Consider the following 23,531-nt stretch of genomic DNA (forward strand, 5'->3'; position numbering starts at 1 on the left):
TAGTAGCAGATGTTATTACTTAGACTAAAAATCTCCATATTTAGGAAGAGAAAATCAAGATTCTTTATTTAATTAACAATATGTTCATAGAATAGCAGTCAAGGTAATCTTCTTATTTGCTGTTTTTTGTATTGGAAAGGTACTTATAAAAAAAACGAAGTACCAACTACTTTCGTTTGCGATGCTCCAGGTAGAGGAGGGAAGAGTGCGCTTCAGCCGATTTATATAATTTTCGTAAAGTCCGGATAAAGTGGTATTGCGAAACTTTGAAGGGGTAATTAAAACATACCCTGAACTAGAAAGTTATGTGCCTGGGTGAGCAGATGGTTATTTCAATGGAATCTACCCAGAAGTAAAAAAAGGATTCTGATATTGGTCTAATAGGACTAATGCATGATAAACAGTTTTCGCTGAAAGATAAACGTGAAAAACGGGATGAATTACAGAATAAAAAATGTAAAGCAGAAATGAAGAAATGGGAGCGTAACAGAAGAAGGGGAGTAGAACTAACATGAGTTGTGAATGGTGCCTGTCTGAAAATGTAATGAAAGAAACAACTACTTTATAATGGGACTACTCGACGGTACGAGAGCGATTGAAATTGCAGGGACCCCATGTATTTATTTATGAGGTCTATGGAATGACATATCAGGAAGAAGAGATTAGCGAGGAGGTTGAGGAGCGGCTATGGAACCCTATGGTCCAGGAATTGTTTATGAATTATTTTATTTACTCTTTGTCTGTTACGATAGTTATCACTGTAATGGTGATAATCAGTTTATCTACTAAAAAGAGATCTAGAGTAGAATAATCACTTTTCAACAAACAGGCCTTATTTTGAATAAGTTGTTGTCGGTTTGAGATTGAAGAAATATCACAAATACTTGATTAGAAGGTAGCCTTAATGAAGAATTCCGTTCGACTTCCAAATACAGTAAATAATCGTCTAGAGCTTGTTGAAATTCCAAGAAAAGACCTCCAATGTTTGAGTTATTTGGACGTACCAACCATTTATATCCCGTACCCAGTAATTATGAGACCCATCCAACAAGTTATCGGGACAGTCCAGACTATTATGGTTAAGTTAATAGCAAGAACTTAATCATAATGATTATTATAGGAACCGTACATAATTTTTAAAAAATCAATTTCGTCTCAATATCACGAGTATTCTAGGTTAATGAGACATAACTCAAATTTATTGAAATAACTTCTCATAATATATATTATGTAAACTAACAAAAAATATTTTATCATTAATGGTTTCAATTATTTCATTAATTTCATCTTACCTATGTCTCGTGTAATTAGGTAACTTTCTATTGAAACTCGCTTCATTAGTCTATATGGTTAAATTTTTCATTTAGTTTCTCAACTTTAAGGGTTTTACGGTATCCAATTACGACACCGTTTTTCAACAAAATATAACCACATATGGTCTAAATCCAACCTTTCTTCAATATTTTATACAATAGGATGCTCTTTGCATCAAAAAATTCAATATAAGGAGACAAAAAGATGGCTGTTGTACATTTTATTGAAGAAAGGTCCATTGTATTAAGTCAGTACCTTACAAACATTCCTACCGTTGATGAGAATATTAAAATCAAAGGAAAGAAAGGCAAAGTTTTGAGTGTGAAAGAGGTTGAAGAAAACCATTTTCATGTACATGTTTTTCTGGAGCCGAGTCTTAAAATTCAACCAATCTCAAAAGATGCTAAAAAGAAAAAACGGTAGCAGCAACATCTATTCTTTGGGAATATCCATTTTATCAACAGCACTCCTTAAATCATCATTTCTAATATGGGTGTAGATCATCGTTGTTTGAATAGATGAATGTCCTAATTGTCTTCTTAATTTAGGAACATCGTTTATTTCTGAATGATACCTAGTTGCAAAAGAATGTCTTAGTTTATGTACTGATAAAGAGGGTTTACCAAATGCAGCCGCATATTTTTCAATTAATTTCTCGATTGATCGCGCGGTTAACCTTCTAGTTTTTCCTTTTGGTCCCATTGAAGCTGCCACAAACAAAGCTTTGTTGTTTTTTTCCACATGATAACGTTTGTCTCTTATCTTCAGGTATTCCTTAAGGTCATCCATTGCAATTCGACTGAAGAATACATATTGTTCTTTATTTCCTTTACGGATGACGCGTGCAGAATATTTACTAAAGTCAATATCATCTAAATCAAGGTTAACGACCTCTGAGAGACGTAAACCAGAACCTAAAATGAGAGATACAATCGCAGTATCACGTTCTTGATTTAGCTTGTGAAAATTCACTAGCTTTTTATTGTCTTTCACTAATTCTCCATAATCATTCGCAATAAAGCGCCTGAATTTCTCGTATTCATCTCCTAGTAAGATTTTTCCTTCCATTTTGTTTGCAATGGTTTCCATACTTTCTTTTAGTTCATTAAATTCAATCTTGGCCATCACATTTCGATGGAGGTAAGGCTTTAAATCTCTGGTTTCTGCAATATTTTGTAGATAGTTAAAAAGTGATTTCAACGCTGATAATTTTCGATTGACTGTGATTTCTTTGTTATTTAATTGGTATTGAAGTGCGTGTAAAAATCCTTCAACTTGCTGCACGGTTAATGTTTCTAGAAAATCCAAGGAAACATCTTTAATTGAACCTTCAGTAAGCTGCTCAGATATGATCCAGTTAAAAAAGATTCTATAGTCATGACAATAATTCAATAATGATGCTGCAGAAAGTTTTCGTCGCTTATGATCAATATATTCCTCAACATACCATGGTAATTCTTTGACGATTATTTGTAATTTCTTATAAAGTTGTTGCTGTAATTCACTTGCCATAAAATTCACCTCATGTATATAAATTCGACATAAATTAAAATTATCCTTCTTTATTACGTCAAATTTATATTTTACGTAATAAAGTATATTTTGGGCAAGTTGCCCTTTTGTCGTTTTGTAGAAAGACAAATGACGAGTGACACAAAAGTCCTTAAAATTCAGGACTTTTGTGTCATTTTTTTATTTACCCAATTCTTTAACAATATTTTAAAAAATTGGTTTAAATAAATCTCCTTGGCACTTGTCTTCCCTCATACGCCTGTTCAGGAGTTTCATTGCGTTCAATTCCCCCACCTGGAAAATTCCAAACAATATCCCCTCTTTGCACATACTGTTTCACCATTAATAACTTATTATCCTTTATAATTATTGCTTGTGAAATCATAAAATCTCTCTCCCTAATCCTTTTATTTAATACCTTCTTGCTTATGCAACTATTCTGACCGTTAGTTTAAGTGAAAAGCTTCACAATACCACCTATCTTCATACAAAAATAATAACAGAAAATTACAATTAATTGTTCTAATTATTCATAAATGTGAAATAATTTCTTAAAAAAGACAAGGTACCATGTAGTTATATGAGGTACCCTTCAAGCAAATCATCTTATCTATAAGTTAAAGTTCGTTGCTGTGCAGTATAAAGTCAAACACACATTAATGAAACTAACAATCTTAATTAAACATTAGCGCTTAAATTGCTGAAGATTGTTAAAAAACTTAAGATCTCATTATCCAAAATCATCAATCCATTACTGCAAAAAAAGCGGTTGTTTGACCCCAAGGCATTTCCGAAGGTTCTTTAATCTGAGTAGCTCCCTTTTCAATTATGATAAAAATTAATCAAAAAAAGCTTACCCTAACTCGAGGTAAACTTCTAATTATTACTGTCTATTCAATCTTTCAATATCAGTCTCAACATTAAAAACACGTTTATTTAAGACGTCCATTTTATGTTTCAAGATTCTTATTCATCCGTTCTAATAAAGCAGTTATATCTTGTGGCTGGCTTAGTTCGATGCGATGAACAGCAGTTTTTATTTCAGTTATATCACTTTTAATTTGTTTAATGTCATTTTTTATTTCATCTTGCCCGCTTAAAAGCTGTCTCAATAATTCTTCCATCTGACCAGCCTCCATTTTAATATATTATAGCACAAATTAAAAATTGCATATTAGATATCCTTGTCTTAATTCTAGATATTTAAAGCATTCCCTGATAAAAAAACGCACCAGTTTGTTATGTACACTTCACAAACTTGTATAGGAATGTTGCGCCTTTAGTGTATTTGTTGCCATTTATTTTTTCAATCTTGAGATAAATAAATCCAATTTTTTTCATCAAATTTTTCGATCATATAATTTGAACCTATATTTTGTAAAATCTTATTGAAAGACTCTATATTATGCTCATAATCATATAAGTCTTCTTGGATATATTCCTTACTAATGAAATTCGTCAAATGTGTAGTATTTATAAAATCCGAAAAGTACGTTCTCAAAGTAAAAGAATCTTCTGTTGTAAGAGCTTCATCATTAATTAATGAAATTTTGAAAACATTTAAAATCTCATTAACGTCTTCTTCGTCCATATAACACAAAGGGTCCAATTGTTTATCTTCTTCTGTGAAAGGATTTCTAGTATCCTCTATTACTACATATGCTAAAATATTTCCGTCCTTTAATCCAAGAAAAATTTCTAAATCCCGCAATTTTAAAATTCTCTGAAGTGATATCATAGCTTCCTCCTACCCCAATATCCTCTGGTATTGATTTCTTAAAAGTTCTTAAAAACAAGATAACATCAACAAAAATAAGCGATAATCCTTCTTTGGATTTTCGCACCTGTTAATTAAAGAGTGAGATAATAAATAGAACTACGAGCTGGCACTAGCACTTAATTGCATCTGCCCATTCGTACGTTGAGTGTCAATTATTTTTCTAACATAATATCAAATTCTTTAACATAAACTGCATGTCCAGTAATTTCAATATCGAAAGTTTCACCGCTTTTAGAAACTGCTACTAGTACCCTACCATCTTTTTCAATTTCTTGTCCCTGCTCTACTATAAGAGTTAGAGGGTCTTTGAAATGATTATTTATATATTTTGCATAATACGCACCCATCACTCCTGAAGCAGTTCCTGTCACAGCATCCTCGATCGTACCCGAATAAGGTGATGAAAAGTGCCTAGCGTGCATATCAGCCTGGGAGTCATAGGTCTCCAAACAAAAAGGATGAATAGATGATTCTGGCATTTCTTTCAAAATGGAAGGGAAAATCTTATTATTAGGTTTCATTCGTGTGAAGGTATCAAGTTTCTTTATCGGTATTAATAAAGTCCAACTACCTGTACTTCCATACAAAATAGGTAGATTATGATCTATATCCTCTTTTGTTAATCCCATTGAGTTAGCTAAATCCTCCTTTGAACCTCTAAATTCTAGGAACTTTGGATTAGCCTGTTTCATTGTTATGTATATTTCATTTTCAATAGATTGAATCCTAATCGGTAAAACCCCTGCTCTTGTTTCGATTGTCAGTTCCGTTTTTTCACCGAATAACCCTTGAGTTTTTAGTCCGTATATTGTAGCCATTGTCGCATGTCCGCACAAATTCATTTCATGTCCTGGTGTAAAATAACGAATTCTAAGGTCAGCGATGTTAGATTTAACAGGAAAAGCAGTCTCATTAAACCCTACTTTTAAAGCAATTTCTTGCATTTCATCCTCTGTTAGCTCATCTCCGTTAAAACAAACGCCTGCTGGGTTACCTTTATTCGGAATATGACTAAATGCGTCATAATGATATACCTTTGCTGATTTCATCCTTAACTCTTCCCTCCTATTTTACAATATAGTAACTTCTTAGTATTAATCCTTATATTGATTAAGTCTTTCAAAGAATTCGACCAAGAATTGATAAAATAATTCTTCTGTCGGTAGTATTTTACGGTCTGTAGGTGTGATGACCCCTACTGTTCTTGTTACATTTGGCTCTATTAAAGGTATTTTTACAGTGGCTCTTGGTAATGAATCGACTAAAGTAACTTCTGGCATTAATGTGACACCGAGACCAGCAGAAACTAATCCTTTTAATGCATCAATATCATCACCTTCAAATGCTATATGAGGTATAAAACTTAGTTTAGCACAAGCATCTAGAACAAGCTGACGGAACACAAACCCTTCTGGCAATAGCACAAATGGTTCATTCCTAAGTTCGCGTAGATTTAGATAGGGTCTGTTTGCAAGTGGATGATGAATCGGCAGAAGTGCAACGATCTCCTCCGTGAAGAGGATTTTCCTCTTGATCTTCTTCCCTTCTGCTGGGAGAGGACCAATCAATGCCATGTTATAATCCCCTTTTACAACACCTTCAATAAGATCACGGTAAAGGGCTTGTTTTAGCTGGAATTTTGCCTCTGGGTAACGTAATCGAAAGGCGTGAATAACTGTTGGCAACGTATAAGCGGCTAAACTAATTGGAAATGCAATTCGGATCGTTCCCTTTTCTGGATCTAGGTATTCCTCAACTTCTCTTTTTGCATCCTCGATTACGTTCATTGCTTGTTGAATTCTTGACAAAAAGATCTTGCCTATTGGCGTTAATTTCACTCTTCGTCCTTCCCTAATAAACAAGTCAACATCTAATTCAGATTCTAAATTTGAAATTTGTCTACTTATTGCTGATTGTGCAACGTGAAGAGCGTCTGCAGCTTCTGTGACATGTTCCCGTGTGGCGACCTCTATAAAATACTGTAGTTGACGAATCTCCATTGGTTAAATCCCCTCTTACTTCAATTCATCTCAAATTGATATGGATTCTATCTATTTTTGATATTGATTAGATTATTTAATTAATTATAAAATACAAGGTATCAGAAATAATATCAAGCAAAAGTGAAATTTAACCGGTTAAGTAATTTTTAATCGCTAATTAGGAGGATGGGAAATATGAAAACTTCAGAAAGACTTTCCGATTCATATACAGACCTAGCTAGACAGTATGTTGACAAAGTATTTGAAATTGTACAAAGTAGAAACCCTGGCGAAGTGGAGTTTCAGCAGGCTGTTAAAGAGGTGTTTGACTCATTAGTTCCGGTTCTGGCAAAAAAACCGCATTATATTAAGCAAGCTATTCTTGAAAGAATCGTAGAACCAGAAAGAATGATCTCTTTTCGAGTACCTTGGATAGACGATCAAGGTAATGTAAATGTAAACAGAGGGTTCCGTGTTCAATTTAATAGTGCAATAGGTCCTTATAAAGGTGGTCTAAGATTTCACCCATCTGTAAATGCAAGTATTATTAAGTTTTTAGGATTTGAACAAATATTTAAAAATTCCTTAACAGGACAACCAATTGGAGGAGGAAAAGGTGGTTCAGACTTTGATCCTAAAGGTAAATCAGATGTTGAAATCATGCGATTTACACAAAGTTTCATGACTGAATTAAGTAAATATATTGGACCAGATATTGATGTTCCGGCTGGTGATATTGGCGTAGGAGCAAAAGAAATAGGTTATATGTTTGGGCAATATAAACGTATGCGCGGTGGTTTTGAGTCAGGTGTTCTAACTGGTAAAGGCATAAATTATGGCGGAAGCCTTGCTAGAAAAGAAGCAACTGGTTATGGAACCGTTTATTTTGTGGAAGAAATGTTAAAAGACAAAGACTTAAGCTTTGAAGGAAGCACAGTTGTTGTTTCGGGATCCGGAAATGTTTCCATCTATGCGATTGAAAAAGCCCAACAGCTTGGTGCTAAAGTAGTAGCATGCAGTGATTCAGGTGGTTATATTTATGATGAAAATGGAATTGACCTTTCAACAGTAAAACGTTTAAAAGAAGTTGAAGGCAAACGAATAAGTGAGTACGTAAAAGAACATCCGCAAGCACTTTATGTTCAAGGATTTTCAGGTATATGGTCTATTCCATGTGATATTGCACTTCCTTGTGCAACTCAAAATGAAATCAATGAAAATGCTGCGCAAGTTTTAGTTTCTAATGGAGTAAAAGCAATTGGTGAAGGTGCTAATATGCCGTCTACTTTAGATGCGATTGATGTGTTTTTAAGTAATGGTGTCTTATTTGCACCAGCAAAAGCTGCAAATGCAGGTGGGGTATCTGTTTCAGCTCTAGAAATGGCTCAAAATAGTGCAAGGTTATCTTGGACATTTGAAGAGGTAGATTCAAAACTACATGAGATCATGAAAAATATTTATCGTGAAAGTATGAACGCTGCAGAAGAATATGGCGCTCCTGGAAATCTTGTAGTAGGAGCAAACATTGCCGGCTTTGTAAAAGTTGCCGATGCAATGATTATGCAAGGGGTTATTTAAATTAAGTCCATATAATAAGCCTTTTACTATCTATAGTAGAAGGTTTATTTTTTGTTAAGACGACTAGTAAATTAAAAAGAGATGACCAAATTGTAAACTGCTTTTGGCCATCCTTTTTTACTCTTTACTCTTATTTACCAATAAACATTTGTGTCCAGTGATGACCAGACTGTTGGTACCCAACACCAATATGGGTAAAATCTTTGCTTAAAATATTTTTACGGTGCCCTTCACTATTCATCCAAGCTTGTACAACTTGTTCAGGTGTTTGTTGACCTTGGGCAATATTTTCTCCTGCTGTCTTGTAAGTAACATTGAAATCCCTCATCATATCAAAAGGAGATCCATATGTTGGACTTGTATGTGAGAAATAGTTATTTTTTTGCATATCATTAGACTTTTCTCTAGCTACACCACTTAGTTGAGTATCAGCTTGTAAATTAGGTAAACCATTCTTGCTTCTTTCAGCATTAGTTAAATCAATAACTTTGCGTTCAAATTCACTAATTGTTCCTGCAGCTTGGGTTTGTGCTGGTGCTTTTGTTTCTTGTTTTGGTGCTGGCGCAGCCTGCTGTTCTGTTGGAGCAGGAGCTGCTGGCTCTTGTTTAGGTGTTGGAGCAGCCTGTTGTTTCTCCTGGTTAGGTGCTGGTGCAGCTTGTTGTTTAGCTCCTGGTATTTCTTGAGCAGTAGTTCCTTGTTTATTCCATTTGTTTTGGAATTCTTTAATTTGGTTTTTGTCTAACTTAACATATTTAAACTTTGCCTCTTGAATTTGAATGGCTTTAGTATGTGGATACTTTTTGCTTGGTGTATCCGTTTTATCAGCAGAAATATCAGTAAATGGATTATTAATATCACCATTTAAATCATTTAGCTCTACATCTGTAAGCTCGTTCATATTTCTATCTTCTCGTTCATCGAAAATTTCACCATTGTTATTGTTATTATTGAAAGGATTTAAATCATTGTCATTTCTGTTGTCTAATGTACCAAAATCATTGTCACGGTCTCCGAGTGATTGATCATTATCAACATTACAACCCACAAGTGCAAGTAAAAATACACTTATAAGGATTGTATAAAATTTTCTAGTTATCAATGGTAATGCCCCCTTTTCTTTAACTTTTATTACCCTCTTATTTTTCATCATTCAACGAAAACTATTTATGGTAATAAACGAGAAAAAGAAAGACACACTAAATACGTCATAACTTTTTAATAAATTACACAGGTGGGTTAACCGTTTCTTTTTTTACACCGTGCCTGCTATTTTGTGATCCAAGAATAACTCCAGATCCAATAAATAGAAACCCTATAATCTGTAATAACAAGATGGGCTCATCCAAAACAATGACAGCGGTAATAGCTGCTATAACCGGCACTCCATTCATGAAAATGGCACATTGGCCAGGGCCGAGGATACTAATTCCTTGATTCCATAACATATTCCCTACCCCAGTAGGAAATACTCCAACATAGATCAGCATTAGCCACAGTAAAACACTTGAAGGGAATTCACTCCAACCTTGAGTAGCTTGTTCCCAGATTACCATTGGTAAATAACAGAATGAGGAAAGTGCATAAGCGTATAGGCTGATAATTGCGGGTGGAAACTTTAGATCAGTTGCTTTTTTAATAAAGATGAAACTGATGCTAAATGTAATCAAAGCACCTACAATATATAGATCACCAATGTTAAAGGATAAAGTAAATAAGTTCATGAGCGAACCTTTCAACACAACTAATAATACACCGAAAAAACCAAGAGTAATACCAAGCATTTGCTTCCAGCGTAAAGGAACACTAAAGATCAAAAAGGAAATAAAGGCAGTAGCCAATGACGTTAAACCCATAATCAGTGAGGCATTTGTTGCTAACGTGTATTTTAAACCTATTTGAAAAAGTACATTATTAATCACAACACCAATAATAGATGCTCCAAGAACATAGACCCACATTTTTTTCGTTCCTGGTGTTATAAAAAGAAATTTTCTCACAATCCATAATAGCCCAAAGGCAGCAAATAGATTTCGGAAGAATAATAACGTCCAAAATGGAAACATTTCAAGTAATAATTTTGTAAATACGAAGTTACTTCCCCACATGAATATGACCAATAGCAATATCCATCTCATTTTTGTTTCGTTCAACTCGTCATCTTCTCTCATTAGTTTAATCAAGTTCTTCATCCATTTTACCACCATCCATTTTCGAAATACTACAGAAAAATAGCATCAGCTAAAACTGATGCTAAAGAAAGTTTTTTATATAACTTTATTAAACAAATTAAAATGTGGGTAAATGATCAAGGTTATTTTCTTTAATACCATCAGGTTCACTTCTAATAATATCTCTTCCGTACTTATGAAACACATCTACATGTGCAATTTTCCCCGCTTTTGCTTCATCAAGAGCTGTCAGATAATCAAGTTCTCTTCCACTACTTGTCTTGAACGCAATAATATCTTCATCTTCATTTTTTCGAACAGCTACAATTTGTTCAACACCTGAATCCACTGCATCTACACCTTCAGCTTTTGCTTGTAACTCACCATTTTGTTTGTATTGCTCATATACTGCCTGAAAATCTTTATTCTCCATGTTTCCACCTCCGAACATATGTTTAGTATGCTCGGGAGGTGTTCGTTGTATGTAAAGTCAGGAGAGATACCTACTATACATAAAAAACTAATTACTTGAAACAATAACCATAATAACCAATATATGAAGGATGTTGATCTGAATGAAGAAGCCATATCTGTTTATTGTATTCATGTTCCTCCTCCCTTGGTTTTCTCTACCTTTTCTAGGTAAAAAAACGATCACAAGGTTTTTCCCAGGAGCCATTTTTATGAGTTTATATGTTACTGCTGAGGGGTATTTAGCTGAAAAGAGAAAATGGTGGTGGTTTCCTTTTCATGTGAAACCTAATGTTATCATGGAGCTACCTCTTATTTTCGGACCATTTTTTGTAGGATCACTGTGGATTCTTAAATTCACTTTTGGAAATTTTAAAAAATATGTTGTTTTAAATTTAGTTATTGATTCTTTGTTTACATTCATTGGAGTTAATTTCCTTAAAAAAATAGGTTATGTATCCTTAGTCAGACTTAACAAATTTCAGTTATCTCTCGTTTTTTTAATAAAATCTTTTTTAATGTATGGCTTCCAATTTATATATGAGAAGTATATTTCACGAAAAAGATCAAGCTCTACCTTGAATTAATGAGGTGGAGCTTTTTTTTATGGTTAAAAACTTGTACGAAAAGTGTCTAGGTTCAAGAGTAATTGTTCTTAATAGTTATCCATACTCATAGGTTTACTTTAAAAGAATGAAATAAAGTACCTTATTAAGGGGGAGTTTGAATGAGTTATGTTGCAATACCAGTCGTACAGGAACATGCCTTTTGGTTAGAAGTATTAGAAGATCATGCCCACTTTATTCATGATTTTCTCTCACCTAGTGAAGTGAAATACGTAGAATATGCCAAACAATATATCCAATTATTTCAGGCATTACGTGACAAAATAGCTGCTTTAGAATCCACACTATCACCAAGTTCACCAGAAATGGTGAATATAGCAAGAGAAATTTATCCGGTGGCAAACGGTTATTATCAATTTGAAGGATATCTACAGAGGTTAAGACTTGAAAACAAAGTAAATCTAAATTTAACCCCTACTTATTTAAATGGAACTCTTGGCGAAAATTTGGAATACTTGAGGATGTTAAGTTATTATGTGAATGGAAAAATACCACCAATCCTTCCATTGGTGGATTTAATGGACTTATGGTTAGAAGATCAGGCAGGTCATGCAGCTCTTCTTGCACGAGCTCTTGATGGAGTGGAATTCCAGCTTGTGGCTGAGACAAGAAACTATATGCAGCTGTTCCAATCATTTATCGTCAAGAATGAAGCAATAAAAGGATATTTGCGTTTTACACCTGAGGGGTTCCCAATTCAACTACAGTTTGCAAGAGATGTTGTCAAGGCTGTTATCGGATTCACTGAGCATGTTGAAAAGATGGTTCGTTTATATAAGGATGATGAAGTTTTAAATCAATCAACATTGCGATTTTTAGAACATCATTTTCCTGAAGCATGTTATTTCTTAAGGAAGCTTTCTTACTATGCACCAGATATCACTTATCCACCATGCACGTTAACTAAGCCTAGTTTTTAGTTTTAATCAATTTTTCTTTTTTTCTGTTTCTTTGCTTGACTTATAGTCGTACCTTCGTTAATCATATATAATCGACTTTTTGGCGGGTAAATGGATTGTGATGGCCAAATACCATGATATCCTGAAATCATATAGCTAATTAAACATGCGATAAAAAAGTATTCTAAGCCTTGTCCATCAAACATTTCGACTGACATAATAAAGGCTGCAATTGGTGTGTTTGTACCGCCACAAAATACTGCGATAAGACCTAGGGCTGCTAAAAAGGACAGAGGTAGATTTATTAATTCTGATAAAGTGTTACCTAACGTTGCCCCAATAAAAAATAAAGGAATGGCCTCTCCTCCTACAAAACCAGTTCCTAGTGTAATCGCAGTAAAAATAAGTTTGGCAAGAAAGGCGAAATGTGGGACATCCCCTTTAAATGACTGTTCAAGCATTTCTAATCCACGTCCATTATAATCCTGTGATCCTACAATCATAAATAGAATAACAATGATAATTCCACCAACAAAGCCTCTGATCATATGGTTTTTCTTGAAATATCTCTCGGACTCCCTTTGGATCCCATGTCTTAATAGGCTATACAATACGCTTACAAGACTAAATATGATGGAAACCGTGATTATTTTTAATAGTACGGTTATAGACATACTAGGCACAGATTCTATGATAAATTCCTTATGTGGTTCTCCCCACACTTTTTCGGTAACATAATGCCCTACAAAGCTCCCTACAAGACAAGGCACTAAAGCTTCGTATTTTAACTTCCCTACCGAGCTCATTTCCATTCCAAAAATGGCACCAGTAACTGGTGTACCAAACGCTGCACCGAATCCAGCGCTTATGCCACTCATTATGAATATTTTCTTATCTAGGATATGCACTTTAAAAAATCGATTGATTGTTTCAGCTATGCTCCCACCCATTTGAATGGCAGCCCCTTCTCTTCCTGTAGATCCACCAAAAAGGATCGTAATAAAGGTTCCAAAATAAACAATAGGTCCCATTCTTCTTAATACCTGGGCTTTTCCATGTACTCCTTCAATGACTAGATTATTCCCTTTGGCAGAATCATTTTGGTCCCTTTTACCAATCCTCATATAAATGAAGCCTATAAGTATGCCTCCAAAAGGAAGAAAGTAGATGAGCCATTCATTATTGTTTTCCCTGTAGTGTCCAAGAAAATCATTAAAATGTAACAAAAATGCAGTGGTAGATCCGACAATTGCACCAATGATTCCCCCGAACACCACCCATTTTAATAGTAATAATAAAAATCTATATCTTACTTTTGAACTCATTTATTTTCCCCGCTTCAAGGATTTTAGACTATAAGATTAGTCTAATCTCTTTGTTGAAGATTATTCTATTAGTTTCTGGCTTAAAATGGTTAACCGCGTTTTCATTTTTAAAATGGACTTGCATACTTCTTTAGATTGCTTATCTCTTCTTATTAGAAAACGCCCTTATCTAATTATTAGACAAAGGCGTTTTTTTATATTTAATGATCACTAACTGATATTTTTTCAGTTTGTTTTACTTCTACTTTTTCTTGATCTTCATGACTATATCGTATGAAAAGGGAAATGATTAATGCAGCAAGTGTCACCAAAGCAAGAACGATAAAGGCCACATTTGCTCCGTAAATATCTGGAGAAGCAATTCCTGGCTTTTGTTCTGCTAATTTTTCACTTGTCGTCATAACTGTGACAAGAATAGCTGTTCCAACAGAGGCTGCAATCATTCTCATCGTGTTATCCATCGCAGCACCATGTGGAATCAACCGTTTTGGAAGCTGATTTAGGGCTGCTGTTTGGATTGGCATCATGACCATCACTAATCCAAACATTCGAATGGAATATAAGATTGTAATAAATGTAAAGGATGTTTGAAGCCCCAAGTTAGTAAATGCAAATGAAGAGGCAGTTAAAATTGTTAGACCAGTGATAACTAACCACCTTGCGCCAACTTTATCAAAAATACGTCCAATAATCGGTGCCATAAATCCGGAAACAATCGCTCCAGGAAGGAGAGCAAGACCAGCTTCAAAAGCAGTAAATTCCCGCATTTCTTGCATAAACAATGGAATTAAAGTTTCAACCCCAATTAAACCCATGAACGCAATCATTCCAATAATCACTGCAAAAGGGAAAATCGAATATTGAAACACTCTGAATTCAAGCATAGGTTCTTTTAAACGTAATTGTCTTGTAATAAACAATATAAGTGATAGTACCCCGATACTAATCGTTGAAATCGTAATTAAATGTAACCAACCAAAGTTTCCGGCACTTGTAAATCCATATAAAAGTCCACCAAACCCTAAGGAAGAATAAATAATTGATAACACATCAACTTTGGGTTTTGTAACCTCTGTTACGTTTTTTAGTTTAAAGAAAGCAACAACTATATCAATAATGGCAATTGGTAGAATAATGAAAAACAAGAGTCTCCAAGAATAATGAGCAGTTACCCATCCTGAAAAAGCAGGACCAATAGCGGGTGCAAAAGAGATAACGAGTCCGATTAATCCCATTGCAGCGCCTCTTTTATTAATAGGGAAAATCATAAGAAAGACTGTTGTCATAAGAGGTAGCATAATACCCGCCCCACTTGATTGAATGACTCTTCCAAGTAATAAAAGAGCAAAGTTAGGTGCAACGCCTGCTACTAAAGTACCGAATGCAAAGATGCTCATTGCTGAGATAAATAATTGCCTTGTCGTAAACCTCTGTAATAAAAAAGCACTAATAGGAATCATAATTCCATTTACACACATAAACACGGTAGTCAGCCATTGCGCACTGTTTGCTGTTACATTCATTTCATTCATAATCGGTGGGATCGCAGTAATCATTAAAGTTTGATTAAGAATGGCGATAAATGAGCCAGCCAGTAGCAGCGTAACAATTGTCGACTTGTTATAGCTTGATGATTCCATATTCCTTCCTCCAATCTATCCAGATTTGTCCTTACACAACCCGGATATTGAAACCTATATTTTATAGACTAATTGATTATAAACAATTAATCTCCTGATTAAAAGAAATAAATCTTTTTCCATACCAGAAAAACATTTTCCAATAACATTAATTGGTTATTTTTTATACCAGAATAATTTTATATCGTTAAAATGATAAAAATTACGGGGTTAGACAAAAGAATTACTATATTAAAAAAGTTTAATGTCTATAAAATTACAAAAACACCCACGCTTGTACGAGGGTGTTCGGTGTCATATCATTTAAAGATCGTTGATATAATCTCATCGACGGTCATTTCACTATCCACTTCATATGTGCCAGGACGCAATTTATTTGCTAATCCTCTTTGTTCGACTTCATTAAAGAAATCCATTGCATTTTCAATAACATTGGCTTTCACAAGAGCATCCCCAACATCAATACTTGTCATACCGGTTGAGACTGTTAACATGGTTCTATATATAACTGTTTCCTTTATTTCCTCTGGATCAGTTTCTTGTTTATCCGAAGTATCTGCCTCTGCCTCTGCTATTTGTTCGTTCCACTCTTCTTCAGTGTGAATCACATAGCCCGCTTCAGTTAGACTCTTCTTCATTTCTGATTCAGAAGGTTTGCTTTCATCTTCTGTGCCGCTCACGGCGTTGGTATTGCTATCAAGATAATAGACGGTAGCAACAATACTAGTGGCAACAACGATTCCAGCTGCAAAACTACTTAGTGATTTAGCTTTCATTTGCCACTTTTCTCCTTTCATCTTTAGGAGTTAAGTAAGCAGAAAGTAATTGTTCGGTTTCTTGTTCAGACAATTGTTTTTCCGCAGCAATACTTTCTAGAGAGTATCCACGTTTATATAAATCTAGAATTTCTCTAAGTACTTGTCGCTCTTTAAGGGTGATCTGTAAGCCTGCTTCCCTCATTGTAATTTCTGCATCTAGTTCGATATGACGGATGTGATCTTGAATTTGAGTTATCTCGTTCATCATCGTGATATGAACCATATCAATCTCTCGTTGCTCATCCTTTGATGTTTGTCTTGTTTTTAATACAGATATAATCAGCAATATAACTGCTGTGCCAAATAAAATGGCCAACGTCCATTCCATCATATTATGAAACCTCCATACACATTCTGAATCTTGTAAGTTCTTATTATACCTTCTTATTCGGCATTTTTCGATTTATTTCGTGAAAACACTTCTAAAGTAAGAGTGATTTGGCAATATTTAACGAGATGTATTATACAAAAATAGGCACTTAGTATCTAGTATTTGAATCGAAGCATTTCACATCATCATCTTGACGCTCCCTCATGCATATTTTTAAAGGTAAAACATACAATAAATTCATGAGATTTATCTTAATCTAATCTAAGGAGATTCTTCAAATGGGGAAATTGATTCGTTTAAATTCTGGACCAAAAGAGCTAGAGCTTGGTGACCGAACCCAAAACCTTCAAAAACGGCGTGAAAACATTAATAAGTATCTTAGAGAAATAGAAGCTAGAAAGAAGAGTTTATTTAGAAAATAAAAAAAGGATTAGCATATAGCTTACCCTCTTTTTTGATCATTAATGTTTAGTAGATAGTTTGTCACCGTAGCTCCCATTATTTCTAATGGCCTCAACACGTTTTCGTAGTTCTTCTCTCTTTTCTGATCGTTTCTTCCGGCGGTCATCACTGATTTGTTTCTGAGATTTAAATTCAACTATTTTTAATTGATTTTCTTTGAAATTATTCATCGTTACCCGCCTCCTTTAAATATGTTCCGCTCCATTCATCTGACAATAAACAAAGCGCGTGAATTAATCGGTATACTTCTCTTGAGTCAATTATATCATTCTTTACTAATAAATGGGAAACCTTTTGATCGTTAGAATCAAAGTGGAAATTAAATACCCATACCTTCTCTTGTTCGATTCCCATGTTCATTCTTACTGATACAATAGTATGGTTTTCATACGGATAATTGATGACTGGCTGTGTTAATTGATCTCTTACAACCTTCACAGCGCCCCATTTTTTGTATAGACTTTTGTCATCTAGCGAAATTTTCATAGGGGAAGAGCCTGTCGTACCAACATCATCAATCTTGAACAATTCCTTTTCCCTTCGTTCATACAAAGTAAAGCCTGAAACGATGTTTAAATCCTTTGTTGAAAATACTCTGTTTTTCATACGGAATAAAAGTTTATTAATGTCTTTAATCAATTCAATCACATATTCTGAACCTTTTGATAGCTCATCATTTTCTTTTTCCAACTCACTTATAGCATCTTCATATGTATTAACCAATATATTAAACTTTTCATCCTGTCTATTTAAGCGGGATTTTAATAATGAAATTTTTGTTTCTAGATGATGCTTTTCTTTGTGAAAATAATCAGCTAAACTCTCATTAATGTTAGTAGAAAGTGATTGGAAATCATTGGAATTAACCCGCATGTTATTTATATAATCATACAAGCCTCGAAAATAATATTCCCCTTTATGGTCAAGGAAAGCTGAACGAAACATTTCATATTCTTGCTTCCTAAAAACTCGATAAGCACCGGTGTGGAAATGGTTGCTTTTAAATTGGAGCAGTTTAGGAAAATAAAATGTCAGTGTAAATATATAACCTAAAACTAACCCTAGGGTCATAGAGCCTAAGTATTCAATCCAATCAGTAGGTTTAAGTGCAACAGTCCCTGTGAGCATTGAAACAAATGGAATAATAGCTAGGAAGAAGTTCGTTTCAGAAAATGTTTTTAGACCTTTATGGACTGAATTAATTTGAGCTATGTCGCGTAATGGACTTAATAATAACCACACAGTCCAGTTCGTGTATTTTTCGTCAAGATAACTACTTTTCATTCTTTCTATCGACTCATCAAAAGCATGACTCAAAGTAAGTAAACGGCTATGATAATTTCTCTCTTCATCAATCAAAGGAATCACATCCTCCTATTTATCATTCTTCTTATATCGTTGCTGGGAAGCGTATAATCACAGATGTCCCATTATCTATTGAACTTTTAAATTTGATAGACCCATTATATTTTTCAACTATATTATAGCAAATCATCAAGCCTAAACCTGTACCTTTACTCTTTAAAGAATAAAAAGGGGTGCCTAAAGACTTAACTTGCTCAGCAGTCATACCACATCCATAATCGGTAATGCTAATTTCAATAAAAGTCTTGGTCTTATAGGCTTTGACAATAACAGGATCACCTTCTTTTGAAGCTTCTATTGAATTTTTAATTAGATTAATAATAAGTTGTTTAAATTCAATTGTGTTCGCAGAAATAAAACATCCATCTTCTACATCTAACTCAATATGGTTATCGTGAAATAGCCCGTAAGACCTTAGTAAATCTGTTACACTTTGAAGACCGGATTTTATATCAACTGTTTCCATTTCCACATCATAAGTCGGTTTAGAAGTCGAAAGAAATTGAGAAATGACTTGTTCTGCTGTATCTAACTCATCGATCATCAGAGATAAATGCCTCTTCACATCGTTGCTGAAGGCTTTATCACTTTTATAGAATTGTAGAAAACCCTTAACCACAGTTAACGGATTCCTTATTTCATGAGCTACGGCTGCTGCTAATTGACTGGTTGTTTTAAATCTTTCTGCTTGTTGCACTTGTTCATAATAGACTTGTTGATTTTTTATACGAACAGCAGATAAATGAAAGATTAAATATAAAATTAGTTGACTGCCGAGAAAATTAACCATATTTCCAATTACGTCTTGTCTGATATGAGGGTAAAATTGCCCTTGATCGATAAAATAAATGTAATTAAACGTAAGTGTAATTAAGATAAAGTTTAACAATATCGAATAGTGGAAAAGTTTCGAATCAAAAAATAAAATCGCAGTTGCAGGAACAAAACATAAAAAAACAAAGGTTGACCAGGTCTCAGGATATAGGAAGAATAGCGTATAGAAATACGCTGTTGCAACCGTCATGATTATTAATCTTAGTATATGAGAATTGTATTTAGGATAAACAAATAAACAAATAGTTAGTAATAGTACAAGGCCTAAATGTAAAAAGTAGCTTATAGTTATTTCTTCTAAGAGTGGGTTGTCAATAAATAAACCCAGTCCCATAAAAAGTACGACAAAGCTTGATGATAGATAGTATAAATTTTTATTAATAGTTGAGTGTAGTACCTTCATGCCTACTCCTTAATTTTAAATCTATTTCTAATTCCACATTTTACTAGTATACCTCTACGCTATTAGGAATTTCAATTGCATTTGAAGATAATTTTGTGAAAGCTAAATTAGAAAGTAAATCGATTAATTAATGCTTCCCACCCGAAAAACGACCGTTCATTAGCGACGGTCGTTTTTTGGGTCGGAATATAGGTGGTCTTGCTTAAAAAGTCTCAGACCCTATTTTTTCTTCCAAGGGTACACCTTCTTTTATATATTCAGGGCTTAGAGTGGCATGTTTTAGTTGGAAGGTGATTAAACTGGTTCTTGTCTCATTAAAATGGCTACTTTCTAAATGATAAATTGATTTGTTTTCTAACGAAATAAATGGTGGAACAATCGATCTCGATCTTCAAAAAACTGTTGCATGATCATATAATGGTTTGTTTCTTCTAAAGTTACTTCTTTTACTCCCTCTTCAGAGAGTTGAATAATTTTCGAATGAGGATAGGCCATGATAATTGGTGAATGAGTGGATATGATAAATTGAGAACCTTCATTTACGAGCTCGTGAATTCTCGATAATAATGACAATTGTCGTAAAGGTGAAAGTGCTGCTTCAGGCTCATCTAAAATATACAAGCCATTTCCTTGAAAGCGATTCATAAACGCAGCGAAAAATGACTCTCCATGAGATTGTTCATGAAGTGATTTACCACCATAGGAATCAATAATTCTTGGTCCCCCTAGTTCAGAATCAAGATCTTCAATATTTGTGGCCACATTATAGAATGTTTCAGCTCTGAAAAAAAAGCTATCCTTTGGTCGATAGACCCCCTTAATCAGTTTGAGATATTGATCCAAAGTTGAATGAGAGTCATAGCTTGAAAAATTGAAATTTAAAGTTCCCCCTTCAGGATTAAATCCAAGGGAAATCGATATCCCTTCAAGTAGTGTAGATTTTCCCATCCCATTTTCTCCCACAATATAAGTTATGTTAGGATGGAAAAGAATCTCTTGGAACTTTTGGATGACTGGCAAATTTAAGGGGAATTCATGGAAGGAAGAAATATTCTCCCTCTTTAGATGAAGCTCCCTAACATATTGAGTATCATGGTCTAACAATGTCATTTAATCACCTACAAGAGTTTATTATGTTAAAGTTAATAGTAAAAGAAAAAAGAAGCATCGACAACAATAAATGGAAATTAGTGTTCCCGCCCCTTGATATCTAACTATAAATATTACGCTTTACATGATTCATGATTGATACAATATTATCAATCCAGTAATCATTTAATCCAGTTTGATCATTAGATGCGTTTGATGGAGCATAATTTTTCTGAATTTCTTCGATTGTCTTTGAACCGTTTTCTAAATAGTTTAATTTAAGATAGGCTGCCTTGAACTTAATGCTATCCTCAATCGATAGGAACTTTTGCCACTTTGTCCCACCTGTTACAGTTTCCTCACAACCTGGGTTTGGATAATTCTTTCCAAACACTTTTTCATAGTTTTCCGGCATACATGTTATTCCACCAACATTATTCCATGGTGATTCCATCAGCAATGAATCTCCCCAACCTGTCTCTTGTGCGGCTAGAGCAGCGAGAAATATAGGATCGATTTCATGTTCTTTACCTGCTTGAACAAACTCGCGACCTAATCCTTTTAAATCACCTTTAAGATGTTGATCAAGGTCGTTCCCTGAGAGGTGAATCTCTTCTTTCTTTTTTTGAATATTATCGTTGGATGTTGTCTTTTTACTTTTGATCATCTTTTGTAATTCATTCATATCCTTTTGTTCCAATTCTATTAAAAAATTTAATTGAACATGCTTTTCTTCAGCTACATTCATATTTGAAAAAGCTGTGTTGGTTAGTAAAACAAATAGAAGCCCAAATTGTAATAGAAAGGAAAGAGTTAGTCTATTCATGTGTTTCATCAGATCCCATCTCCTTTTGTATTAAAAAGCTTGAAGTTCTAATCTTAACAAAAAAGTATGACAAAAACATTACAACTGCTCATTTCTGTATGATTCTTCCTTTTGTGCATTGAAAAAAACTTAGTTAAATCATCTTTCTTTATACAATGATTCCAAATAATTCCCAATTAAAAAGTCCCTTTTTCAACTTGAAAAAGGGACTTTTTAAGCTTAAACCATTACCTTGCAAATATCATTTGTAAATTCAACCGGATCTTGAATTGGTAATCCTTCTATTAAAAGAGCTTGATTGTATAATAGGTTTGTAAATAATTGAAGTTTTTCCTTATCTTTTTCAAAAGAATCTCTTAATGAAGAAAATACTTCGTGATTTGTATTTATTTCTAAAATTTTATCAGCTTTAATATTCTGATTATCAGGCATCGCATTCAGTATTTTTTCCATTTCAATGGTCAGATCACCCTCAGTTGATAAACATACGGGATGTGACCGTAATCTTTTGGATGCTCTAACTTCCTTGACTTTGCTTGAAAGGATGCTTGTCATATAGTCGAACAATTCTTTATGCTCTGAAGGATCAGTGGAATCATTTTGATTATTTTCTTCCTCAATACCCAAGTCTCCACTTGATACAGATTTAAATTCTTTCTCCTTATAGCTCATAATCATTTTAATTGCAAACTCATCAATATCCTCTGTGAAATAGAGAATTTCATACCCTTTTTCAGCTACTAGTTCAGCTTGTGGTAATTTCTCAATTCTTTCAATTGATTCTCCAGACGCATAATAAATATATTTTTGATCCTCTGGCATTCTTGATACATATTCATCTAATGTAACAAGTGCTTTTTCTTTAGAAGAATGGAACATTAACAAGTCTTGTAAAACTTCTTTATTGCTCCCATATTCACTGTATACACCGTACTTTAGCTGTCTGCCAAATGATTTATAAAACTCCTCATACTTTTCTCTTTCATCCTTAAGTAAACTTTGCAATTGACCTTTAATTTTCTTATTAATGTTTTTAGCTATAAGTTTTAATTGTCTGTCATGTTGTAACATTTCCCTTGATATATTAAGAGATAAATCCTCTGAATCAACCATTCCTTTGACAAAGCTAAAATAATCCGGAAGTAAATCCGAACATTTGCTCATAATTAAAACTCCATTTGAATAAAGTTCTAACCCTTTTTCAAATTCTTTTGAGTAATAATCATAAGGAGTTTTCTCAGGAATAAATAAAATAGCGTTATATCTAACTGTACCGTCTACACTAATATGTATATGTTTTGTTGGCTTATCAAATCCATAGTGCTTTTCAGCATAGAAATTTTCATAATCTTCATCAGTTAATTCACTTTTGTTCTTTTTCCAAATAGGTATCATGCTATTGACAACTTGTTCTTCAGTATATTCTTCAAACTCATTGTCGTTTCCTTCTTTAGGCTTCCTACTTGTTAGATCCATTTTAATTGGATAGCGAATAAAGTCAGAGTATTTCTTTACAATCGCTTTTAATCGGTAGTCTTCTAAATATTCATCATATTGTTCATCTTCATTATTTTCCTTAATTTTTAAGATGATATCAGTACCAACGGTTTCTTTTTTTACTGAAGTTATGGTATACCCATCAGCACCTGTTGATTCCCATTTGTAAGCTTCTTCACTACCCAAGGCCTTACTAATAACTGTGACAACATCTGCTACCATAAATGCTGCATAGAAACCTACACCAAACTGACCGATGATATTATGATCGTCTTTTAATTCATTTTCATTTTTAAATGCTAGAGAACCACTTTTTGCAATAATACCTAGGTTGTTCTCAAGGTCTTCTTTTGTCATCCCAATTCCAGTATCTGAAATGGTTAAAGTTCGATTCTCTTTGTCAGCAGCTAATTTAATAAAATAATTTTCTTGCTTAAATTCTAATTGCTCATCTGTAAGTGCTCGGTAATAAATTTTGTCAATGGCATCGCTAGAATTAGAAATTAACTCTCTTAAGAATACCTCGCGTTGAGAATAAATAGAGTTAATCATCATTTCTAACAACCTCTTGGATTCTGCTTTAAATTCTTTTTTCTCCATGTCACTCTCTC

25 protein-coding genes and 1 pseudogene are annotated in these 23,531 nt (G+C 33.9%); 7 read left to right on the forward strand and 19 right to left on the reverse strand.

The genetic code is table 11. The features are described from left to right. Positions 1-168: 168 nt before the first annotated feature. The 3 genes and pseudogenes from BLQ56_RS08145 to BLQ56_RS08155 all read left to right on the forward strand — a co-directional run. Positions 169-515, forward strand: a pseudogene (locus tag BLQ56_RS08145) (lysine 2,3-aminomutase); the annotation flags it as partial. Between the two features lie 389 nt (positions 516-904). After that, entirely contained in the window at positions 905-1,102 is a 198-nt protein-coding gene (locus tag BLQ56_RS08150) for a hypothetical protein (protein ID WP_090852097.1), read from the forward strand. 416 nt (positions 1,103-1,518) lie between these two features. Next, positions 1,519-1,737 (forward strand): hypothetical protein, encoded by a 219-nt coding sequence (locus tag BLQ56_RS08155; RefSeq protein WP_090852100.1) that lies wholly within the window; start codon positions 1,519-1,521, stop codon positions 1,735-1,737. Between the two features lie 9 nt (positions 1,738-1,746). Here the strand turns inward: BLQ56_RS08155 and xerS are convergent, their stop codons facing one another. The 6 genes from xerS to gltC all read right to left on the reverse strand — a co-directional run bounded on the left by xerS (position 1,747) and on the right by gltC (position 6,606). After that, on the reverse strand, positions 1,747-2,826 hold the full coding sequence (gene xerS / locus BLQ56_RS08160) for a tyrosine recombinase XerS (protein ID WP_090852103.1): 1,080 nt from the start codon (positions 2,824-2,826) through the stop codon (positions 1,747-1,749). 220 nt (positions 2,827-3,046) lie between these two features. Further along, on the reverse strand, positions 3,047-3,211 hold the full coding sequence (locus tag BLQ56_RS08165; RefSeq protein WP_175490230.1) for an NUDIX hydrolase: 165 nt from the start codon (positions 3,209-3,211) through the stop codon (positions 3,047-3,049). 565 nt (positions 3,212-3,776) lie between these two features. Then, a complete protein-coding gene (locus BLQ56_RS23405) occupies positions 3,777-3,950 on the reverse strand; it encodes a hypothetical protein (RefSeq protein ID WP_175490231.1) in 174 nt (57 codons plus the stop codon). A gap of 182 nt (positions 3,951-4,132) precedes the next feature. After that, positions 4,133-4,564, reverse strand: a complete 432-nt coding sequence (locus BLQ56_RS08170; protein ID WP_090852105.1) for a terpene synthase — start codon at positions 4,562-4,564, stop codon at positions 4,133-4,135. A gap of 194 nt (positions 4,565-4,758) precedes the next feature. Beyond that, a complete protein-coding gene (locus tag BLQ56_RS08175) occupies positions 4,759-5,655 on the reverse strand; it encodes a PhzF family phenazine biosynthesis protein (protein WP_090852108.1) in 897 nt (298 codons plus the stop codon). A 45-nt stretch (positions 5,656-5,700) separates the two neighbouring features. Then, on the reverse strand, positions 5,701-6,606 hold the full coding sequence (gene gltC, locus BLQ56_RS08180; RefSeq protein ID WP_090852110.1) for a glutamate biosynthesis transcriptional regulator GltC: 906 nt from the start codon (positions 6,604-6,606) through the stop codon (positions 5,701-5,703). Positions 6,607-6,783: 177 nt separating this feature from the next. On the opposite strand from gltC, the gene gdhA reads away from it, so the two are divergent. Continuing rightward, on the forward strand, positions 6,784-8,166 hold the full coding sequence (gene gdhA / locus BLQ56_RS08185) for an NADP-specific glutamate dehydrogenase (protein ID WP_090852113.1): 1,383 nt from the start codon (positions 6,784-6,786) through the stop codon (positions 8,164-8,166). Between the two features lie 130 nt (positions 8,167-8,296). Here the strand turns inward: gdhA and BLQ56_RS08190 are convergent, their stop codons facing one another. The 3 genes from BLQ56_RS08190 to BLQ56_RS08200 form a co-directional block, all read right to left on the reverse strand. After that, entirely contained in the window at positions 8,297-9,265 is a 969-nt protein-coding gene (locus BLQ56_RS08190; protein ID WP_238457218.1) for a CAP domain-containing protein, read from the reverse strand. 124 nt (positions 9,266-9,389) lie between these two features. Beyond that, positions 9,390-10,355 carry a DMT family transporter gene (locus tag BLQ56_RS08195; RefSeq protein ID WP_175490232.1) on the reverse strand — a complete coding sequence of 322 codons (966 nt, stop codon included), beginning with the start codon at positions 10,353-10,355 and terminating at the stop codon, positions 9,390-9,392. 97 nt (positions 10,356-10,452) lie between these two features. Beyond that, positions 10,453-10,767, reverse strand: coding sequence for a DUF3892 domain-containing protein (locus BLQ56_RS08200; protein ID WP_090852119.1), 315 nt, complete (start codon positions 10,765-10,767; stop codon positions 10,453-10,455). 142 nt (positions 10,768-10,909) lie between these two features. Here BLQ56_RS08200 and BLQ56_RS08205 point away from each other — a divergent pair, with 142 nt between their 5' ends. Next, positions 10,910-11,392 (forward strand): hypothetical protein, encoded by a 483-nt coding sequence (locus BLQ56_RS08205; RefSeq protein ID WP_090852122.1) that lies wholly within the window; start codon positions 10,910-10,912, stop codon positions 11,390-11,392. A gap of 140 nt (positions 11,393-11,532) precedes the next feature. Beyond that, positions 11,533-12,351 carry a DUF2935 domain-containing protein gene (locus tag BLQ56_RS08210; RefSeq protein ID WP_090852125.1) on the forward strand — a complete coding sequence of 273 codons (819 nt, stop codon included), beginning with the start codon at positions 11,533-11,535 and terminating at the stop codon, positions 12,349-12,351. Between the two features lie 2 nt (positions 12,352-12,353). Here the strand turns inward: BLQ56_RS08210 and BLQ56_RS08215 are convergent, their stop codons facing one another. The 4 genes from BLQ56_RS08215 to BLQ56_RS08230 all read right to left on the reverse strand — a co-directional run bounded on the left by BLQ56_RS08215 (position 12,354) and on the right by BLQ56_RS08230 (position 16,444). Continuing rightward, positions 12,354-13,655: a voltage-gated chloride channel family protein gene (locus BLQ56_RS08215; protein WP_090852127.1), complete on the reverse strand. Its 1,302-nt coding sequence runs from the start codon at positions 13,653-13,655 to the stop codon at positions 12,354-12,356. A gap of 200 nt (positions 13,656-13,855) precedes the next feature. Then, positions 13,856-15,295, reverse strand: a complete 1,440-nt coding sequence (locus BLQ56_RS08220) for an MDR family MFS transporter (RefSeq protein WP_090852130.1) — start codon at positions 15,293-15,295, stop codon at positions 13,856-13,858. Positions 15,296-15,594: 299 nt separating this feature from the next. Beyond that, positions 15,595-16,071, reverse strand: a complete 477-nt coding sequence (locus tag BLQ56_RS08225; protein WP_090852133.1) for a hypothetical protein — start codon at positions 16,069-16,071, stop codon at positions 15,595-15,597. Further along, positions 16,061-16,444, reverse strand: coding sequence for a hypothetical protein (locus tag BLQ56_RS08230; protein WP_338011845.1), 384 nt, complete (start codon positions 16,442-16,444; stop codon positions 16,061-16,063). The genes BLQ56_RS08225 and BLQ56_RS08230 overlap by 11 nt, the downstream gene beginning before the upstream one ends. A gap of 278 nt (positions 16,445-16,722) precedes the next feature. On the opposite strand from BLQ56_RS08230, the gene BLQ56_RS23410 reads away from it, so the two are divergent. Further along, positions 16,723-16,866, forward strand: a complete 144-nt coding sequence (locus tag BLQ56_RS23410) for a hypothetical protein (protein ID WP_175490233.1) — start codon at positions 16,723-16,725, stop codon at positions 16,864-16,866. 39 nt (positions 16,867-16,905) lie between these two features. On the opposite strand, the gene BLQ56_RS23415 is transcribed toward BLQ56_RS23410, so the two are convergent. From BLQ56_RS23415 to htpG, 6 genes are all read right to left on the reverse strand, one after another. Beyond that, positions 16,906-17,076, reverse strand: a complete 171-nt coding sequence (locus BLQ56_RS23415) for a hypothetical protein (RefSeq protein ID WP_175490234.1) — start codon at positions 17,074-17,076, stop codon at positions 16,906-16,908. Beyond that, the gene (locus tag BLQ56_RS08235) at positions 17,069-18,265 is read right to left on the reverse strand and encodes a hypothetical protein (protein WP_090852135.1); all 1,197 of its coding nucleotides are present in this window, start codon (positions 18,263-18,265) and stop codon (positions 17,069-17,071) included. The genes BLQ56_RS23415 and BLQ56_RS08235 overlap by 8 nt, the downstream gene beginning before the upstream one ends. 31 nt (positions 18,266-18,296) lie before the next feature. Then, positions 18,297-19,508: a sensor histidine kinase gene (locus tag BLQ56_RS08240; RefSeq protein ID WP_090852138.1), complete on the reverse strand. Its 1,212-nt coding sequence runs from the start codon at positions 19,506-19,508 to the stop codon at positions 18,297-18,299. 354 nt (positions 19,509-19,862) lie between these two features. Continuing rightward, complete coding sequence (locus tag BLQ56_RS08245; protein ID WP_090852140.1) at positions 19,863-20,618, reverse strand: AAA family ATPase; 756 nt, start codon at positions 20,616-20,618, stop codon at positions 19,863-19,865. 100 nt (positions 20,619-20,718) lie between these two features. Further along, positions 20,719-21,432, reverse strand: a complete 714-nt coding sequence (locus tag BLQ56_RS08250; RefSeq protein WP_090852143.1) for a glucosaminidase domain-containing protein — start codon at positions 21,430-21,432, stop codon at positions 20,719-20,721. Positions 21,433-21,642: 210 nt separating this feature from the next. Next, on the reverse strand, positions 21,643-23,520 hold the full coding sequence (gene htpG / locus BLQ56_RS08255; protein ID WP_090852146.1) for a molecular chaperone HtpG: 1,878 nt from the start codon (positions 23,518-23,520) through the stop codon (positions 21,643-21,645). Positions 23,521-23,531 lie beyond the last annotated feature (11 nt).

Origin of the sequence: Litchfieldia salsa (genome assembly GCF_900104555.1) — a bacterium.
Classification (GTDB): domain Bacteria; phylum Bacillota; class Bacilli; order Bacillales; family Bacillaceae_L; genus Litchfieldia; species Litchfieldia salsa.

What these genes read in the sequence shown, in the direction of transcription:
- BLQ56_RS08150 (WP_090852097.1), top strand. Translation starts at nt 905, where the DNA reads ATGAAGAATTCCGTTCGACTTCCAAATACAGTAAATAATCGTCTAGAG.
- BLQ56_RS08155 (WP_090852100.1), top strand. Translation starts at nt 1,519, where the DNA reads ATGGCTGTTGTACATTTTATTGAAGAAAGGTCCATTGTATTAAGTCAG.
- xerS (WP_090852103.1), bottom strand. Translation starts at nt 2,826, where the DNA reads ATGGCAAGTGAATTACAGCAACAACTTTATAAGAAATTACAAATAATC.
- BLQ56_RS08165 (WP_175490230.1), bottom strand. Translation starts at nt 3,211, where the DNA reads ATGATTTCACAAGCAATAATTATAAAGGATAATAAGTTATTAATGGTG.
- BLQ56_RS23405 (WP_175490231.1), bottom strand. Translation starts at nt 3,950, where the DNA reads ATGGAAGAATTATTGAGACAGCTTTTAAGCGGGCAAGATGAAATAAAA.
- BLQ56_RS08170 (WP_090852105.1), bottom strand. Translation starts at nt 4,564, where the DNA reads ATGATATCACTTCAGAGAATTTTAAAATTGCGGGATTTAGAAATTTTT.
- BLQ56_RS08175 (WP_090852108.1), bottom strand. Translation starts at nt 5,655, where the DNA reads ATGAAATCAGCAAAGGTATATCATTATGACGCATTTAGTCATATTCCG.
- gltC (WP_090852110.1), bottom strand. Translation starts at nt 6,606, where the DNA reads ATGGAGATTCGTCAACTACAGTATTTTATAGAGGTCGCCACACGGGAA.
- gdhA (WP_090852113.1), top strand. Translation starts at nt 6,784, where the DNA reads ATGAAAACTTCAGAAAGACTTTCCGATTCATATACAGACCTAGCTAGA.
- BLQ56_RS08195 (WP_175490232.1), bottom strand. Translation starts at nt 10,355, where the DNA reads ATGAAGAACTTGATTAAACTAATGAGAGAAGATGACGAGTTGAACGAA.
- BLQ56_RS08200 (WP_090852119.1), bottom strand. Translation starts at nt 10,767, where the DNA reads ATGGAGAATAAAGATTTTCAGGCAGTATATGAGCAATACAAACAAAAT.
- BLQ56_RS08205 (WP_090852122.1), top strand. Translation starts at nt 10,910, where the DNA reads ATGAAGAAGCCATATCTGTTTATTGTATTCATGTTCCTCCTCCCTTGG.
- BLQ56_RS08210 (WP_090852125.1), top strand. Translation starts at nt 11,533, where the DNA reads ATGAGTTATGTTGCAATACCAGTCGTACAGGAACATGCCTTTTGGTTA.
- BLQ56_RS08215 (WP_090852127.1), bottom strand. Translation starts at nt 13,655, where the DNA reads ATGAGTTCAAAAGTAAGATATAGATTTTTATTATTACTATTAAAATGG.
- BLQ56_RS08220 (WP_090852130.1), bottom strand. Translation starts at nt 15,295, where the DNA reads ATGGAATCATCAAGCTATAACAAGTCGACAATTGTTACGCTGCTACTG.
- BLQ56_RS08225 (WP_090852133.1), bottom strand. Translation starts at nt 16,071, where the DNA reads ATGAAAGCTAAATCACTAAGTAGTTTTGCAGCTGGAATCGTTGTTGCC.
- BLQ56_RS08230 (WP_338011845.1), bottom strand. Translation starts at nt 16,444, where the DNA reads ATGATGGAATGGACGTTGGCCATTTTATTTGGCACAGCAGTTATATTG.
- BLQ56_RS23410 (WP_175490233.1), top strand. Translation starts at nt 16,723, where the DNA reads ATGGGGAAATTGATTCGTTTAAATTCTGGACCAAAAGAGCTAGAGCTT.
- BLQ56_RS23415 (WP_175490234.1), bottom strand. Translation starts at nt 17,076, where the DNA reads ATGAATAATTTCAAAGAAAATCAATTAAAAATAGTTGAATTTAAATCT.
- BLQ56_RS08240 (WP_090852138.1), bottom strand. Translation starts at nt 19,508, where the DNA reads ATGAAGGTACTACACTCAACTATTAATAAAAATTTATACTATCTATCA.
- BLQ56_RS08245 (WP_090852140.1), bottom strand. Translation starts at nt 20,618, where the DNA reads ATGACATTGTTAGACCATGATACTCAATATGTTAGGGAGCTTCATCTA.
- BLQ56_RS08250 (WP_090852143.1), bottom strand. Translation starts at nt 21,432, where the DNA reads ATGAAACACATGAATAGACTAACTCTTTCCTTTCTATTACAATTTGGG.
- htpG (WP_090852146.1), bottom strand. Translation starts at nt 23,520, where the DNA reads ATGGAGAAAAAAGAATTTAAAGCAGAATCCAAGAGGTTGTTAGAAATG.